At 36.5% G+C, this 16,208-nt stretch carries 14 protein-coding genes, 2 pseudogenes and 1 riboswitch; of the genes and pseudogenes, 7 read left to right on the forward strand and 9 right to left on the reverse strand.

Going from position 1 to position 16,208, the window contains the following annotated elements; translation table 11 throughout:
• Positions 1-20: 20 nt before the first annotated feature.
• Positions 21-1,553, reverse strand: coding sequence for a hypothetical protein (locus AC4G3O_RS01685; protein ID WP_139891852.1), 1,533 nt, complete (start codon positions 1,551-1,553; stop codon positions 21-23).
• Between the two features lie 200 nt (positions 1,554-1,753).
• Here AC4G3O_RS01685 and AC4G3O_RS01690 point away from each other — a divergent pair, with 200 nt between their 5' ends.
• The 4 genes from AC4G3O_RS01690 to AC4G3O_RS01705 all read left to right on the forward strand — a co-directional run bounded on the left by AC4G3O_RS01690 (position 1,754) and on the right by AC4G3O_RS01705 (position 7,026).
• Complete coding sequence (locus AC4G3O_RS01690) at positions 1,754-2,323, forward strand: biotin transporter BioY (protein WP_139891851.1); 570 nt, start codon at positions 1,754-1,756, stop codon at positions 2,321-2,323.
• 341 nt (positions 2,324-2,664) lie between these two features.
• Complete coding sequence (locus tag AC4G3O_RS01695) at positions 2,665-3,717, forward strand: SMI1/KNR4 family protein (RefSeq protein ID WP_077248010.1); 1,053 nt, start codon at positions 2,665-2,667, stop codon at positions 3,715-3,717.
• A gap of 544 nt (positions 3,718-4,261) precedes the next feature.
• Positions 4,262-5,923, forward strand: coding sequence for an FAD-dependent oxidoreductase (locus tag AC4G3O_RS01700; protein WP_139891848.1), 1,662 nt, complete (start codon positions 4,262-4,264; stop codon positions 5,921-5,923).
• A gap of 392 nt (positions 5,924-6,315) precedes the next feature.
• Positions 6,316-7,026, forward strand: a complete 711-nt coding sequence (locus tag AC4G3O_RS01705; RefSeq protein WP_066103422.1) for a hypothetical protein — start codon at positions 6,316-6,318, stop codon at positions 7,024-7,026.
• A gap of 64 nt (positions 7,027-7,090) precedes the next feature.
• Here AC4G3O_RS01705 and AC4G3O_RS01710 read toward each other — a convergent pair.
• The 4 genes and pseudogenes from AC4G3O_RS01710 to queF form a co-directional block, all read right to left on the reverse strand.
• Positions 7,091-7,251: pseudogene (locus AC4G3O_RS01710) on the reverse strand (IS3 family transposase); the annotation flags it as partial.
• Positions 7,252-7,301: 50 nt separating this feature from the next.
• Positions 7,302-7,841, reverse strand: coding sequence for a VUT family protein (locus AC4G3O_RS01715; protein WP_066104272.1), 540 nt, complete (start codon positions 7,839-7,841; stop codon positions 7,302-7,304).
• Positions 7,841-8,512: a 7-cyano-7-deazaguanine synthase QueC gene (queC, locus tag AC4G3O_RS01720; RefSeq protein WP_066103419.1), complete on the reverse strand. Its 672-nt coding sequence runs from the start codon at positions 8,510-8,512 to the stop codon at positions 7,841-7,843. Before queC ends, AC4G3O_RS01715 begins: the two co-directional genes overlap by 1 nt.
• A 54-nt stretch (positions 8,513-8,566) precedes the next feature.
• Positions 8,567-9,067 (reverse strand): preQ(1) synthase, encoded by a 501-nt coding sequence (gene queF / locus AC4G3O_RS01725; protein ID WP_066103416.1) that lies wholly within the window; start codon positions 9,065-9,067, stop codon positions 8,567-8,569.
• Positions 9,068-9,192: 125 nt separating this feature from the next.
• Positions 9,193-9,239: riboswitch (PreQ1 riboswitch) on the reverse strand.
• Between the two features lie 354 nt (positions 9,240-9,593).
• Between queF and AC4G3O_RS01730 the strand changes: the two genes are divergently transcribed.
• Both AC4G3O_RS01730 and AC4G3O_RS01735 read left to right on the forward strand, forming a co-directional pair.
• Entirely contained in the window at positions 9,594-10,043 is a 450-nt protein-coding gene (locus tag AC4G3O_RS01730; protein WP_066103412.1) for a NanQ anomerase/TabA/YiaL family protein, read from the forward strand.
• A gap of 41 nt (positions 10,044-10,084) precedes the next feature.
• A pseudogene (locus AC4G3O_RS01735) lies at positions 10,085-10,399 on the forward strand (transposase); the annotation flags it as partial.
• 389 nt (positions 10,400-10,788) lie between these two features.
• Here AC4G3O_RS01735 and AC4G3O_RS01740 read toward each other — a convergent pair.
• The 3 genes from AC4G3O_RS01740 to AC4G3O_RS01750 all read right to left on the reverse strand — a co-directional run bounded on the left by AC4G3O_RS01740 (position 10,789) and on the right by AC4G3O_RS01750 (position 12,748).
• Positions 10,789-11,031: a hypothetical protein gene (locus tag AC4G3O_RS01740; protein WP_066103409.1), complete on the reverse strand. Its 243-nt coding sequence runs from the start codon at positions 11,029-11,031 to the stop codon at positions 10,789-10,791.
• 436 nt (positions 11,032-11,467) lie between these two features.
• Positions 11,468-11,947, reverse strand: coding sequence for a metal-binding protein (locus tag AC4G3O_RS01745; protein WP_180349953.1), 480 nt, complete (start codon positions 11,945-11,947; stop codon positions 11,468-11,470).
• A 216-nt stretch (positions 11,948-12,163) separates the two neighbouring features.
• Positions 12,164-12,748 (reverse strand): TetR/AcrR family transcriptional regulator, encoded by a 585-nt coding sequence (locus AC4G3O_RS01750; protein WP_066103403.1) that lies wholly within the window; start codon positions 12,746-12,748, stop codon positions 12,164-12,166.
• 129 nt (positions 12,749-12,877) lie between these two features.
• Between AC4G3O_RS01750 and AC4G3O_RS01755 the strand changes: the two genes are divergently transcribed.
• Complete coding sequence (locus AC4G3O_RS01755) at positions 12,878-14,029, forward strand: YhgE/Pip domain-containing protein (protein ID WP_139891845.1); 1,152 nt, start codon at positions 12,878-12,880, stop codon at positions 14,027-14,029.
• A 207-nt stretch (positions 14,030-14,236) separates the two neighbouring features.
• Here AC4G3O_RS01755 and AC4G3O_RS01760 read toward each other — a convergent pair whose 3' ends face one another.
• Complete coding sequence (locus AC4G3O_RS01760; RefSeq protein ID WP_139891844.1) at positions 14,237-16,150, reverse strand: NAD(P)/FAD-dependent oxidoreductase; 1,914 nt, start codon at positions 16,148-16,150, stop codon at positions 14,237-14,239.
• Positions 16,151-16,208: the final 58 nt, after the last annotated feature.

A 16,208-nucleotide genomic window follows, 5' to 3' on the forward strand; every position in this document is an offset into this window, starting at 1 on the left:
GGTATTCTTCTTAACGTTATTCACAATAAGTATGGCCCAAATAAACAGGTCATAACTAATAAATTATAGCCTATGTAGTAAAATAATCCAGCAAATAAACCTGTATCTTCCTTCATCACCCAGCGATAGATCATATACGTAACAATACTGATGATTAAAGGCCAAATAATCAAGCTACCATCGAAGTTTAAATATGATGGAGCCGCAAAGAATGACCTTTCTGATAAGACCTCATTCAGCATATAGATCATAGTACCGATATAGAGCAGAATTCCCACCGGCTCTACCCAACTGCGTTCATTCCTTTCGAAAATATCACTCTTGATAAACGACAGGATTCCGTAAAAGACCAATGGAGGAACAACCCATACTAGTCCAAGCACTAGCATAAAAAAGCCGCTGAATATGCCAGAAATAGAATAATATAGAGCGGAGGTATAATCTTCTTTGGTTATTTTTTGTGAAGATTCGATATATCGATCATCATCCGTTGTGCCGTTCAACACATATTCCTTCCCATCAAACGTTTGCCAAGTTATATAATTCTGATCAAGCCATTGAGGTCTGGCAGGTGTGTCTTCCGTATTACTTCTCCTCTCAGCTACCCAGGCTCCTTTTTGCTGCGTGGCATAGTAAACATTATACCCAGAACGCTTTGCAACTCGACTGCCCTCAGCAACAAATAAAATTGCCGGCTTATCATCCTGGTAGGAAATCTGCAAATATCGAGGATTATCTAACTCACTCCCATTCTTCTCATCATAAAAAGTATACTTCTCATTTTTTTCAACTTTTGAAGTAGCTAAATCAAAGCTTAACTCCAACGCTTGATAGGCCCTTTGTCCCTGTGCCATCGAATATTTTTCGATAATAGCTGTAGCTTTTTTGTCTCCGGCATCATAGATGATATTCTCAATTGTTTCCCCGCCAGTTGCTGAATGCTCGAGCAGCTCTTTTAATTTTCCATTATACAATGAATAAAAATGAACCTCGGAATCAGATATTTGAAGTCCTACTAAAAAGGACTTACCATTTTTAGCCTGCAATCCTGTGTAAATAGGTTGATCATATGTATGTATAAGCTTTGTTTGACCTGTACCTGCATTATATTCTTTTAGTTCATTCTGATTCCAAAAGAGAACTCCAGCTTGGGTAGGTGAAAAAGAAGTAATGTCTTGAGCGATTACCTGATCCGTTCCCTCTTGGTTGATGGTTAACTTATCATCATCCATATAAATCAGCTGACCCTCGGACGCCCAAATTGGTTCTGCCGGCGCCACTTCGGCTTGGATAGATTCTTCTTTTAACATGTTGAAATTTTGATCCAATACTTTGTGAGAAACATCTGTCTCATCCGGCATAAAAATGTGTAACTCATCATCTATTTGATAACTGTAATATTCCATTGGATATTTTGATGATGCTTTCAAATTGCTTGATCTTCCCCACCCATCATCAGGCAGAGTTGTTTCCAGTCTTACATTGTACACATAATAAAGCAGCAACATGATAAAACCTGTAATAATTGGTATAATTATAGCCTTCTTACTCAAATGAATCCCCCTTAATCTCTAGATCTTTATACTCATTTAAATAATATCACTATATTAGTTTAATTTGGTAGAATTTTCAATAAATTATAATAGTTTAAATTTTACATTTATTTATTAAACAAATCTTGTTAACTTCCCATAAAATATGTTAACCTATTATTTAAATTGGTTTACTTATTTTTCAGTTGAGGTGACTGTCTATGGCTCATGATAAAACGAAAAAGCTAGTTCTCGCAGCAATGTGTGCATCCATCATCTGTCTGTTAGCCCAAATCACCATTCCTTTGCCTCTCATTCCTATTACAGGACAAACATTAGCCGTTGGGATTGTGGCAACCATCTTGGGATCCAGACACAGTACGATTACAGTATTAGTCTATTTAACACTCGGTCTTATAGGCTTACCTGTATTCTCTCAATTCACAAGCGGATTAGGTATTTTATTTGGACCAACGGGCGGTTACTTAATCGGATTCATTCCGACAGCCTTTCTGATTGGGCTATGGTTAGAAAAAACATCCTATACATACAGTCAAGCTTTTTTCGCAAACCTAATCGGTATGTGTATCACCTTAACCGTTGGATGCGTTTGGTTAAAACTATTTGCAGCACTTACCTGGCAGGAAGCTTTAGTAACAGGTATTTATCCTTTTTTACCAGTCGGCATCATTAAAGCATTCCTAGCCGCATGGTTCGGCATCACTATAAGGCAGCGCTTGAACTCTGCTAAACTATTACCAGCTCAAGCTAAAAGATACTCCTCCCTTTGAATTAGGTGGAGTATCTTTTGCTATATTGGGAAGGTATTATCTGTAAGCCGATATAAAGTATGTTTTTATCAGCTTCTCTATTACTGATTATATTTCTACTAGTTATCATAAAAGCAACTAGATACTCCATAGAAAATATGCAAAACTATATAATTCGTGCTGTAAAACCAAATAAAAGGCACCCTATTTGAGTGCCCACTAGTCAACATTTCCTCTATACTCCTTTCATTTTTTCTTAAAAACAAATTTTATTTAAAGTCACACAAAAGATTATCCATCAACCAATATATGTAAAGGATTAAATGGAACTTTGTAGAATTATATATTGAGCAATAATTTATATGAAATTAGGTGAAGAGATTTTGAAAAGCAGCATATGGGATAAAGATGTAGGTTACAAACCACTACCGGTCACTGATTCAATTATTGAAATGGCCGAAAAAAAGCTGGGTGTTAAACTTCCAGAATCCTACATAAAATTATTAAAAGATCAAAACGGCGGGAGTATCATCTACAATGCTCATCCCGCTCCCAAGCATGAAGTATTTGACGATTTATTCATAGAAGTAGAATACCTCGATGGAATTGGCAAAAATGGAGGAATACTAGATAGTGAAGAATTAATAGAAGAATGGAAAATGCCTAAAGGCCTTGTTTTGTTTAATGGTGATGGTCATTACTGGCTGGCCTTTGATTATCGGCATACTTCTTCAAATCCGCCAATTGTGTACGTAGATAATAATGATGAGATTTCACAAGTAATAACACTCGCTAGAAACTTTGACGATTTTCTAGAAAACTTATATGTAGTGGAAATAGAATTACCAGATGACGAAGACTATTCTATTGTGACATATAGTAAGGAAGACTTTGAATCGTTAATCGAACAAGATGATGCTGAAACACTTTCTGAAATTATCCAATTTGATACTATTGATGAGGAAGCAGATTTAGATTGGTATGGCGAAAAGTTATTACAATTGAGCGAACATCCTGATGATGATTTAAGGATCTCTATAGCTAATAAAATTTGGAATGATTATACTTACCAATTTAGTGAAGATACCTTAAAGAAATTCATTGAACTATTTAAAAATGATACAGATTCTGATGTGAGAAGCTATGCTGATATGATTACAGAAAAAATTAATTACTCTATAGAAGATTTAAAGATGGAAATGGTAAGAGAAAATACTGATTATGGTTACAATGTCGTATCCAGCTTTATGTATAAAGACAATAGCTACCATGTTATACAGAAAGATAATAAATGGATATTGGAAAGTCTCACTGGTGCAGATCAGTCATTCGATTCAATAGAACAATTCTTTAAAGAGGCAACATTGGGGGGAATCCCTCTTACCGATGCTTGGGTAGAAGTTAAGATAATATAAGCTTTTTTAAGAAAAGAAAAAATTACAGTGTACTAATTAGAGCACTCTAACCTATAAAAAGATCCTGACCTCTAAAGTTGATCGGGATCTGATTATTTTGGATTATTTCCCTTCACATATCTAGACGATAAAACATATCCAGAGATCCTCCTTTATCTAATCTTCATCAATTCTAATTTATCTACCATTTTGTAATTTTCAAAGTGCCAACTCAATAACAACTATTATTTTCTTTTGAGCATCCATTGGTAAACTAACCTTCCACCCTATTGGAATGGCATTGTTCGTTAAATTATTCTTAAATACCAGGTGTAACATTATATATTTTTCTACAATAAACTCTCGTTTCACTCTCTATGCTTATCTCATTTATTAAGTATGGGTCAATTCAGTCCTTCTACTGATTGATATTTAATAAATATTTCCAAATATTATTGTATAATCTGTTCTAAATACTGTAAAATTTAATTGTCTGAATATTTAACGGTTTCTATTTAGGGGTTTTGTTATTTTGCGCAGATACTACTCAAAGGGGGATTTTTTAATGGGTTGGGATTACGAATATGATGTAGTAGTAGTCGGTTCTGGAGCAACAGGTTTTTCTGCCGCCATTACTGCAAAAAAAGAGGGATTAAGTACACTGCTAATTGAAAAGGAAAAGCATTTTGGAGGAGCTTCTGCTTTATCAGGCGGCGGTGTATGGGTTCCGAATAACAGATATTTAGTTGAGGCTGGTGTAGCCGATAGTTTTGAAGAGGCTAAATTATATTTAGATTCCACTGTAGGTGATTTAGTAAGTGATACAATTAAAGAAACCTATTTGAAAAAAGGGATCGAAATGCTGGATTATATGCATAATTTAAGCCCACATATGAGATTCTCCTATGCAAATAATTACTCTGACTATTACCCGACACATCCGGGTGGAAAAGGGATCGGCCGGTCGATCGAGCCCAAAGTAATTGATTTAAATAAATTAGAAGATTGGAAGAGCAAGCTTCTCCCTCCTGCTATGGATACAAAAGGTTTCGTTATGACAGGACAGGATTTCGTTAAAGTGAATATGATCACCAGGTCCTGGGCAGGAAAAAGAGCTTCTTTAACACTTGGATGGCGATTAATTAAGCATAAATTATTCAAAAAAGATTATGCCGCATTAGGTAGAGCTTTAATAGCTCGATTGGCTCTAACTTACAAAGATTTAAACGGTGAAATTTGGCTTGATTCACCATTTGTTGATTTTATTTACGAAAACGATAAAGTAACAGGCCTAATCGTAAACAAAAACGGTAAACAAGTAACAATCAAAATCAATAAAGGCTTAATTTTTGGATCAGGTGGATTTTCTCGGGATCAAGAAAAGAGAGATAAATATCTTCCAAGTCCACAAGATGTGAGTTGGACAAGCTCACCAAAAGGTCAAACTGGTGATATTATTGAGCCTTTCGCAAAATTGAATGCGAAGTTTGGTTTAATGGACAGAGTTTGGGGTGCACCTACTGTCATTAATCATTTGGGTATGCCATTTTTCTTAGTAGCGGATAGAGGCTTGCCGAATATGATTATCGTTGACCAAGACGGAAATCGATATATTAATGAACCGACTCCATATCATGAATTCGTTGATAAAATGTATGAACATAATGAAAAAACAGACGGTAAAGCCATCACTTCCTGGATTATTTTAGATGCAAGAGCCAAGAAAAGATATATATTTACTGGCCTATTCCCCGGGCAAGATTTCCCTCAAGCATACTATGAGAATGGTGTTGTTTTGAAAGGAAATACAGTCGAAGAATTAGAAAACAAATTAAATATTCCACAAGGAAATTTAGTTAAAACAATGAACAGATTCAATGAATTTGCACGAAACGGAAAAGATTTAGATTTCCATAGAGGAGAAACACCACATGATCGATATTACGGGGATCCTTCTTTGCCAAATCCAAATTTACTTGAAATCAATGAGGCTCCCTACTATGCAATGAAAGTCTACCCAGGGGATATCGGCACTAAAGGCGGGGTAGTTACGGACGAATTAGCAAGAGTTGTTAAAGAAGACGGTACAGTATTTGATAATGTATACGCTTGTGGTAACTGTTCATCATCCATTATGGGGCATTCTTATCCTGGGCCAGGAGCAACATTGGGACCGGGTATGACCTTTGGTTATGTAGCTTCCATGCACTGTAAGGATAAAAAATAAGAGACTTTTTAAACCCAGACAAAAGCATTTGAACAACTAAAGTTCTTATGCTTTTGTTATTTCTATTAATATCTCTTTTCTTTTATACAAAAGGAGAAAATACCTCCATTTTTAAAATGATTAACCATACTAAAGACCGTTCCATGGTAATACAGACAAAAAGAACAACCAGATACTTTTTCTTTTTTACTCAGTGCTTCATTCACGTTTTTTTAGATTATTTGGAAATTCATACCAGTTCTCAAAAAATATATTCATGTTGTTCTCCACCTTCGTTCTTCATTAATGCAACGCTTCTAACTGGTAATTATTCGTAAATGGAAATTACAGTAAAATTCCTTCCCCTTCCATGCTATAATAAGATCCTAATTTCACCAAAGGAGTGCACAACAGTGATGAAGCGATTTTTCATTATTATGTTTGGAGCGTTGTTGTTGACGGCTTGTTCGAACGCAACAAAAGACACAAACAATGAAACAACTTCTACCACCACTAACGTTCAAGAAAACGATCAGCAGGAAGTCAACTTGGAATTCACCCAAGAAAAATATTATATCGAAACCGGTGATGACACGACCATTTACTACTATGCCGAACTGGAAAATACCAGCAACATCCCAGCAGTGTTGTATTCTTCTGACTTAGCGGCAGAAGACAAAGACGGAAATGTATTAGGTGCCCAAATGGGCGGAAGCAGTTACCCGCACATTGTCAATCCAGGGGAGAAAACCTATATTTCGAATACCCTCTTTATTGAAGAACCTATCAAACAAGAGAACATCGCCAAAGTGTATTGCGTGCCTGAGTATGACAAGGCATCTGAGGAATATGTCGGTGTTAATGTGGAAAACCCTGTATTAAAAGAAGATGAGTACAAAATGTACACAGTAACAGGCAAACTTGTGAATTCGACAGATGAAGAGTTTGATGCATCCTATGCAGCCGTTTTACTAGATGAAAATAACCAAATGGTCGCAGTCTTGTCAGGCTATGCGGACAGCTTGAAAAAAGGCCAACCAAAGCCATTTGAAACGTATGAATATCTGCCAGAAGCGGTAAAAGGAAAAGTCAAAAGTGTAAAAGTGATTTCCTGTAAACATTAAGAAATAAAAGCGGTTCCCGTGTGATCTGATTCAAGAAATTTAGACATATATAATTAGGCTGCTTCAAGACCTGAGTTCTGTATTCAACTGGACTCAGGTCTTTTAATTTCGCCTTCATTTGTTTTTGTGATTGTAATAATGGATATAGTCCGCCATTTCTTTCTCAAAATACTCCAAACTCTTAAATTCCCGGAGAAAAAGAAGCTCGGACTTCAATAAGCCCTTAACCGTATCGGAAAAGCCATTTGATAGTTCTTTTTGTTTATTGTACTTTTTTATACTTTCGCCAGATATTTTTCTTTATAAGACAACCCTTGCCCTAATAGATATGCACCAATCATTTGCATAACCGTTTTCACGATAATCTGACCAATAATTGCAGCTGGTACAGCTGACCAAGGAATATATCCAGCTCCTAATGGGCTTAGTCCTACAATGACGAACACAACTGAATCTAATAAACCACCAACCATTCCACTATAAAAGACACGCCAAGCCATCGGAAGTTTTAAACGTGTATAAATTTCTGTATCTGTTGTTTCTGCGATTAAGAATGATAGCGCAGAGGCTGCGACGATAATTAGAGTATCTCCTAATAAATAAGATGCAGTTGCTGATAATACTAAAGCTAAGAAAATAAAACCATAGGTCCTCTTACGACCAAGTTTATTTTGAACCAAATCACGGAAGATAAAGGTTGCACCAATTAAGAACGATCCCATTGGAATAATGAATATCCAAAATTCTAATGGAGCAAAGCGCGCTGTCAGTACATTTGCCGTTACAATTGATACTAAATAGAATAGAATGCGTATCATATTGATCCTCCTATATGCTGTTTGGTATGTAAATATGTGTGCATTCCTTGCAGACGCAGCTTACAAGCGGGACATTCACCACAGCCGTCCGCTTTAATACCGTGATAACACGTTAAGGTCTTTTCTTTCACAAAATCAAATGCACCTAATTCATCTGCTAAGGACCATGTTTCTGCTTTGTTCAACCACATTAAAGGTGTGTGTATAACAAAGGCTTCTTCCATTGATAAATTGATTGTGACATTAAATGATTTTATAAAAATATCACGACAATCTGGATATCCGCTAAAATCTGTTTCACAAACACCTGTAATAATATGCTTTGCACCAATTTGTCTCGCTAATACACCTGCAAAAGATAAAAATAATAAATTGCGACCCGGTACAAACGTTGATGGCAACTCTCCTTCCGCACCATCCTTCACCTCAATATCAGCGCGTGTTAATGCATTCGGAGCAAGTTGATTAAGTAATGACATATCTAAAATATGATGATGGACGTTTAATTCATTAGCGATTTGTTTTGCACATTCAATTTCTAATGCATGTCGTTGCCCATAATTAAATGTCACAACCTCTACCTCTCCAAAATTTTTCATTGCCCAGAACAAGCATGTCGTACTATCTTGTCCGCCGCTAAACACGACTAATGCTTTTTCTTGCTTCATGATCTTTCCCCCTCCCAAGATAAAAGGATTTTAACGAATTGTGGTAACACTCAGTTAGCGATTATCAATTTTTTCGGGATATAAATCGTGATTCATTAAGCGATGATTTGCGATTTCTTCATATTTCGTACCTGCACGGCCATAGTTACACCAAGGGTCGATTGATATACCCCCGCGTGGAGTAAATTTGCCCCATACCTCGATATAACGAGGATCCAGCAGTTTAATTAAGTCATTCATAATGATATTGACACAGTCTTCGTGGAAGTCTCCATGATTGCGGAAACTAAATAAATATAATTTTAGTGACTTACTTTCTACAATTTTTTTATTTGGAATATACGAAATATACATGGTCGCAAAATCCGGTTGCTGCGTAATTGGGCAAAGACTTGTAAACTCAGGGCAATTAAACTTAACAAAGTAATCACGGTCTGAATGTAAATTATCTACAGACTCTAATACTTCAGGTGCATAATTAAATGCATACTTCACATTTTGATTTCCCAATAACGTTAAATCCTCTAATCCTTCTGTTTGTTGTCGACCAGACATAAATAACCCTCCTTGAATTAGATATCTAATCATTCCAAGGAGGGCCATACTCTTTTTCTATAAAAATAACTACTTAGAAAGTCAAAAAAGCCACGTCCAATATATGGACATGGCGAGAATGACATGTATCCATAGTTTTTTATAGAGGGTATCCGCTATGAACCTCTCCTGAAAATCTTCAGATATTATTTTAATTACATCTTATCATATCACACCCGATAATGGTTATAAAAGGAAAAAAGTTAACAGATGTAAGTTGAATCACGGGTGTTTCATAAAATATGGAGCTGAGCTAAAAATGATAAACACAAGTTAGACGATAAAAGTATTTTGGCAATTTTACACAAATAAATGGCCAGATGACTATTATCTAAAGGTTTGATGGTTTATTAATCAAACTCAATTATTTCTTTCTCCTTCGGTTTTTCATATCATACGAACCAGACTTGTATACAAGTTCTTGTATCGCTATTACTGGTTATGTTACTATTTTATATACTTATATTACGTATCGGAGGAAACATATATGATTATCGATCAGTTATCAAATGCTCCATTATATGATGGAGTGCATCCTAGATTAAAGAAAGCCTTCGCTTTTTTAATGGAAAATGATTTGCAAGCCTTGCCGGTAGGAAAGTATGAAATTGAAAATGACAAGGTCTTCGTAATGATTCAAGAGTATGAAACAAAGCTCATTGAAGACTGTCGCCTGGAAGCTCATTACTCATATACGGATATCCAATACGTCATTAAAGGCGAGGAAAGAATGGTTTATACAAATAAGGAAGATACAGAAGTCGTAGAGGAACAAAAAGAAAATGATGTTATGTTCTTGAATGGCGAGGGTAATCATCTTATCGTGAAAGAAGGATGTTTTGCTGTGTTTATGCCCCAAGATGCTCATATGCCAGGTGTTTGTGTGCAACAACCGCAAACTGTAAAAAAAGCAGTAGTAAAAGTATTGTGTGATTAATGGAAGAGGCAAAATCAATTCATGATTTTGCCTCTCTTAATCTTTGTCGTGATTGCGGAAAGTTTTTCAACGACCTAACTAACACTCCTATATCTGGCACTCGTTATCTTGGAAAGTGGTCTACTTTCTTTCATTTAATAGTTGAGGGTTACACCTTGCCGAAGATTGCCAAAAGACTAAAAATCCATTTGTCTACCGCATTTTACTGGCGACATAAGGTGCTTTTTGCCCTTCGTTCATTGAGATTTCAAACTTTAAAAGGAATTTTCGAAAGCGATGAGACCTTTTTCAAAGAGTCTTTCAAAGGCCGAGAAGCAATTGATAGAAAGGCTAAGAAGCGTGGAGGTAGAGATGAACCAGCCTCAAACATATTTCTACAAGTAGGGGGTGAACAGTTTAGCGGACGGGATCATTTGTCCCACTGCCCCTTACGTTCTACCCTGGCTACTGATAGATTAAATTCAAATGAAAAAAGTTCAACCAGAAAGTTCTGGCTGAACTATATAATACGAACCTGCCCCTTTACTTCAACAAGATATTCAACCACAAAAAAGCATTAATCTTTCTAGGATGAACGCCACTGTTTAATAATTTGGGATCTAACCTGTCCCACTGCTCGGGCAGGAATCGCCCGTCTTTCACTGCCATCCTGTCTTTGTATAATCAACATTGATATATAAAAGATCCTTATTTATAAATTTCTAGCAGCGTCTTTTATAGCCAAATCTCCGAGGAATGAATTTGTTTATTTATTTTTACCGTTTTTTTCGTTGCCGTGTTTAAAGTTCCCTGTAATTTTAGCTAATAAAAGCTGTACTTCCATTATATCTTCTGCTGCATTTAATTTTTCTATAAGTTGCGCAGCCTTCCCATCCTTTACAATTTTGATTTGCTTGCCTTCGTAATAGATGATCACTGTCCCTTTTTTCGTTATTTGGTAATTGAATGGCTCTTCCTTTAATCTGTTGCGTTTATCTATTTCACTCACCATATTACCCCCTAATCGTTCGACAAAATAGCTTACAAGCCATTTTGTATAAATATATTCTCTTTGAGGACATTCTTTCTTGAACTTAATTATAATGCCTTGGTCAAGCTTGATGTCTTTATATATGTCGTTTATTTTCCCGGTGGTATGTAAAACCATTATTATATATATGTCTTTAAAAATAATATAAGTCCTTTTTTCGCTAACCTGCCCCGTTTGTTCAATAAGCTACTATAATCTAACCGTACCATAAAATGGATATAAACCAGCCTTTTTTATAAAGCAACAATCTTTACGAAAACAGCCTATTTTTAAGACGAAGAGTATTTAAAATGGCTTCGATTTGAGAGAACATATTGAAGTTTGACGAACGACAAGCCATCTTGAAATGCTAAAAATCCCTTTTCTCCTAGCAGAAAAGGGATTTGGATTTTGGCTAAAAGACCTTTTTGAAAGTGGTTGAAGCATGGTCGGTCAAAATGTGTGCGGTAGATGAAAGCATATTCCCGACAATAAAGGATAAGAAAGACAACTTATGTTGAATAACGAATTCCTCTAAATGATTGATATAAATTTCATATGGCACATCTGTCAGGATACTCATCGCTCCTGCTCCCAGCATGATCCAAGCCATCACATACAGATATCTGATGATATCTCCAATCACATACCCATGTGTCCAGATGGAGCGATGCTTAAATTTTTGGTAGGGAATCCACATGAACCGTAAGAATCCCCACCTCCGATACGGATTGCTTTTTATATCCAAATCAGGGTTCATCCAATAAGTGCCGAAGAGATATCCTATAATCACGGAAATCCCATGCACATATTGTTGAGAACTGATCAATACGGCCCCAATTCCAATAGCTAAAAATACTAGGTTTATTTTCTTATGCGCTTTTCCGTTTGCCACCCTAATCCTCCGTTTTGTTCTTTTATGACGGTTCTCCTGAACCAGCCATTGTTTTCCATTATAGGGGATAATCAGAGCTGGGAACACATTTTCGCTCAAAACAAGTGTTCGCTCTTCTGTTCGTCGTCGAAAAAACAAAAAAGCCAATAATTTTGGTTTTTTATCTAGGCATGATTCAGAATTGTAGAATGAATTTTCCCAGATTCAAAAGTCGCATTACTTCTTTTGAATAAAAGAAATAATATCAATATATAGAGCTGTCATTTCTTCTGGTGTTTTGTCTAAACCATTTTGAACCCATTGTTCGACTAATCCTAAAAAAGCAGATGTGATAAAAGATAAAAAATATTCCATAGGGGCCTTTAACCTTGCATTAATGCTATCATTTTTCTCTAAATTCAAACGTACTTTTTCTGAAAAGGCATCCCTGAATCTAATATGAAAACCTGCTCTACCATGATTGCTTAAGAAAATTTTTAATATTGGTGCATGCATTTTAATTGAACTAAATAGAGAAGCAGCTATTTGCTCTTGTCCATTTTCAAATGTATGTATGGAGGAGTAGCGAGATTGTAATTCGTCAATATGATTTCCTAAATCTCTAAACAATTGTTGTTCTATTTGATCAAGCAAATCGAATTTATCTTGATAGTGTAAATAAAAAGTTCCTCGATTAATTTGTGCGGTTTTTGTTATATCCCCGATCGTAATTTGTTCAAACGGCTTATTCTCTAAAATTTGCAAAAATGACATTTGAATTAGTTGTTTAGTTTTACGGTTTTTTTCTTCATAAATACTCACAAAAATCCCTCTATTTCTAAAAATGAACAAGCTGTTCACTTTTGTTCATTGCTTCTGTTTATACCTTGATTATAAAATGAATAAATATTACTGAACAATATGTTGTTTATTAAGAAAGGAAGAAATTGATTGAGATTATTTAAAGAAAAATTAGCTTGGGCTGCTCCTATTGCAGTAATTTTAATTATTGCGTTATTCTCATTAAATTTATTTGCTCAAGGTAACCCACAAGTAAGAAATTTACCAGTTGCACTTATAGTAAATGATGAAGGCGTACATGTAGATGCCGTGAAATCGGCAGTTGAACAAATGAGTAAAGGCACTGACGGCGAAGAACCAATGTTAGCTTTTACAAATGAAAAAGAAGAAGATATTGAAGATTTATTTGATGATAAACAGTATTATGCTGCATTAGTCATTCCTGAAGGTTATAATGATACATTGCAAAATGCGCTGACTAACAACTCTCCAGCAACTTTACAGGTATATATTAACCAAGGTTATAACATAACTGGTGCGAACTATGCTAAGACTGCTTTAACTGCTTTAATTACCCAATTAAACAACCAATATTCTTCAAATTTTATTGCGCAAATGGACGGTCAACAAATCGAGGCTAACAAGGCAGCTGTACTTGTGAATCCGATTGTTTCTGAAGAAAAAGTATTCAATGCCGTTACAGCCTCAACTGCAAACGGAAGTGCTCCAACCTTAATGGCAGTTCCTGCTTGGGTAGGTGCGTTAATCGGTGGTTTCATAGTATTTTTAGCTTCTTCAAACATTTTGAAAAAAGAATTATTAACTCGGAAACAAGCGTTACACCTAATGGGAGGTCAAGCATTATTCGGCATAATTATTGCCCTATTCTCTGGTTTTACCGTTGCAACGCTTGGTTTAATCGCTGGTATTAATATGCCTAGCTACTTCTTGGTTGGTTCGTTCGTATCGTTTGCAGCCTTCTGTTTCTTTTTATTAGTCTCCGGAGTAACTGCATGGATCGGTAAACCAGCCATTACCTTATTCATGGTTGTAATGCTGTTAGGTATGGGTGTTTTAATGACACCACAAGAAATGCTTCCTGATTTCTTTGTAAACTTCATTCGCCCTTGGGTTCCTATCCGCTTTGCCTCTGAAGGTTTACGTGAAATTTTCTACTTCGGCAGCGGCTTCTACACTGGCCAATCATTCAACACCATTTTAGGAATTGGTATTGCAGGGTTAGTGATGTATGTTCTATCTATTTTTAAACCAGTGCGTGCAAAAAAAACTAATGCTAAATAAGCTTATTTATAATGATGTGCTCTGACAACATTATAAATATTCGACTTCAGTCATTCCAACTGGATCTGCGCTCTTATATAAATAAAGCTGAATAGAGGCAGGGACATCACTAGATTCAAAATCAAAGCCGGCAGATTTTTACTCCTCGTAAAATTCTGCCGGCTTTTTTGTTCATTCGTAGATTTATCTCAGCTTTTTATTATAATTCTACAAATTTAAGACCGCATCATATGCTTCGTGTACTGCATCAAGTACTTTTCTAACCTTCACGCTATCACCAACGTTAACAATATTCGTTTTATTTTTTAAAGAGTGATATAGATGATTGTTAGGCGAAAATCCTGCTGCTACCACAACGCTATCACAATCATTCCATTCTTTATTGCCGTTTACCTCAATTTCTACGGCTTGATCTAGTACTTCTGTTACTTTAGCAGATGTTTTAAACGTGATATTTGGGTGCTGCAAAAGCTGGTTTAACATCATTGCATTTTGTATAAATAAAGGTTCAGGTAACATTTTTTCAGCCATTTCGATAATAGTGATCTGCATTCCTTTATTTGCAAGCACAACTGCGGTTTCACAGCCGACTAGCCCGCCGCCAATAACCGATATCTTTTTTCCAAGAAGAGCTTGATTTTGCAGAACGTCTGTTGCTGTGTAAACATGGCTCTTATTCAGTCCCTTGATTGCACTTGGCATTATAGGATTGCCACCGGTAGCATGAACCACCAAATCTGCTTTATAGGATAATATCGCTTCTTCCGTTGCCTCTTTACAATACCTAATCGAGATATTTAACCGGTCAAGTTTTGTCCGATAATAATCGAGAATTTTCATTCCATCCCGCTTAAACGGAGGCATACAGGCATTATGAAAGTTCCCTCCTAGATAGGCTTTTTTCTCCCATATTTCCACATCATGACCTGCTTCTGCAGCAGTTATGGCAGCTTGACAGCCGCCAGGACCAGCACCTATCACTAGAACCCGCTTCGATTCATCTGCTGCTTTCAATTCTTTCAATCCCTCATAGCCCGTAAGAGGATTGACGGCGCAGTTTATGCTCTTACCAGCAGCAACGGTAGCAATACAGCCTTCATTACAATAAATGCAATGTCTGATTTCGTCCGTTCTATTTTCCATCACTTTCTTTGGAAAATTTGGGTCTGCCAAAAACTCTCTTCCAACTCCCGCGATATCAATCCAACCATTTCGAAGTGCAGCTTCAGCCTTTTCAATGTCACCCAGGCGCCCATTTGAAAGAACTGGCAAAGACGTGACAGCCTTAATTTTAGCAGATGAAATCATTTGTGGAACCATATCCTGCTGGTAAATAGGCGGCATTGCTATGTACCAATTATCATGACAGCCAGCGTCAACATGTAATGCATGGACACCCTTGCTTTCTAATAGTTTGGCAATCTCTATTCCTTCTTCAATTCCCCTGTACCCTTCTTCTACTGGCAAGAAATGATCCGGGGTAAATTTAACAAGGAGAGGGAAGTCACTTCCAAGGTCTTCCTTGATGACATCGATTATTTCTGTTAAAAATCTCATCCTGTTTTCAAAGCTTCCGCCATATTCATCCTGGCGGATATTCCATCGTTTGGTCATGAATTTATCTGTCAGGTACCCGCCATAAGCATGGATTTCAATGGCGTCTGCTCCTGCTCTCTTCGCTAATTTTACTGTTCTCGAGATTTCACCTTGTATAAACTTAATTTCATCAATCGTCAATTCTTCAAAGGTTATATTAGCACCGGGATACAATGGTAAAGCTGATGCTGAAGCAGGCTTTAGCCTGCCCTCTCCTATACCACCTAATCCAATTCCGGGCACCACTTGAAGGCAGATTTTACAATCAAATTCATGGGCCCTATCCACTAGCTCTTTAAAGCCTGCAAAACTTTCTTCTGTCAATGTGGATGCAGGGGTATGGCCATCGATAGCTTCTGTTGCAATAACGGTTGTCATCACCATCGATGCTCCGCCCTTTGCTCTGGTAACATAGTAATCTACTGTTCTTGGATCAAAATTTCCGAGTTCTGCTCCCATTGGAACCATAACAAATCTGTTTTTCAGTTCCAAATTTCCGACTTTAATAGGTTCTAATACCAACATTTTGTGGCCACCTCATTAAAAGGGACGAATTCGATCAAAACCATGCCAGAAGCGTCCC

The organism is Bacillus sp. z14 (2026) (genome assembly GCF_058313575.1).

Excerpts from the sequence above, each read along its gene's own strand:
- AC4G3O_RS01690 (WP_139891851.1), top strand. The coding sequence starts at position 1,754 with ATGGCTCATGATAAAACGAAAAAGCTAGTTCTCGCAGCAATGTGTGCA.
- AC4G3O_RS01695 (WP_077248010.1), top strand. The coding sequence starts at position 2,665 with ATGAAATTAGGTGAAGAGATTTTGAAAAGCAGCATATGGGATAAAGAT.
- AC4G3O_RS01700 (WP_139891848.1), top strand. The coding sequence starts at position 4,262 with ATGGGTTGGGATTACGAATATGATGTAGTAGTAGTCGGTTCTGGAGCA.
- queC (WP_066103419.1), bottom strand. The coding sequence starts at position 8,512 with ATGAAGCAAGAAAAAGCATTAGTCGTGTTTAGCGGCGGACAAGATAGT.
- queF (WP_066103416.1), bottom strand. The coding sequence starts at position 9,067 with ATGTCTGGTCGACAACAAACAGAAGGATTAGAGGATTTAACGTTATTG.
- AC4G3O_RS01730 (WP_066103412.1), top strand. The coding sequence starts at position 9,594 with ATGATTATCGATCAGTTATCAAATGCTCCATTATATGATGGAGTGCAT.
- AC4G3O_RS01760 (WP_139891844.1), bottom strand. The coding sequence starts at position 16,150 with ATGTTGGTATTAGAACCTATTAAAGTCGGAAATTTGGAACTGAAAAAC.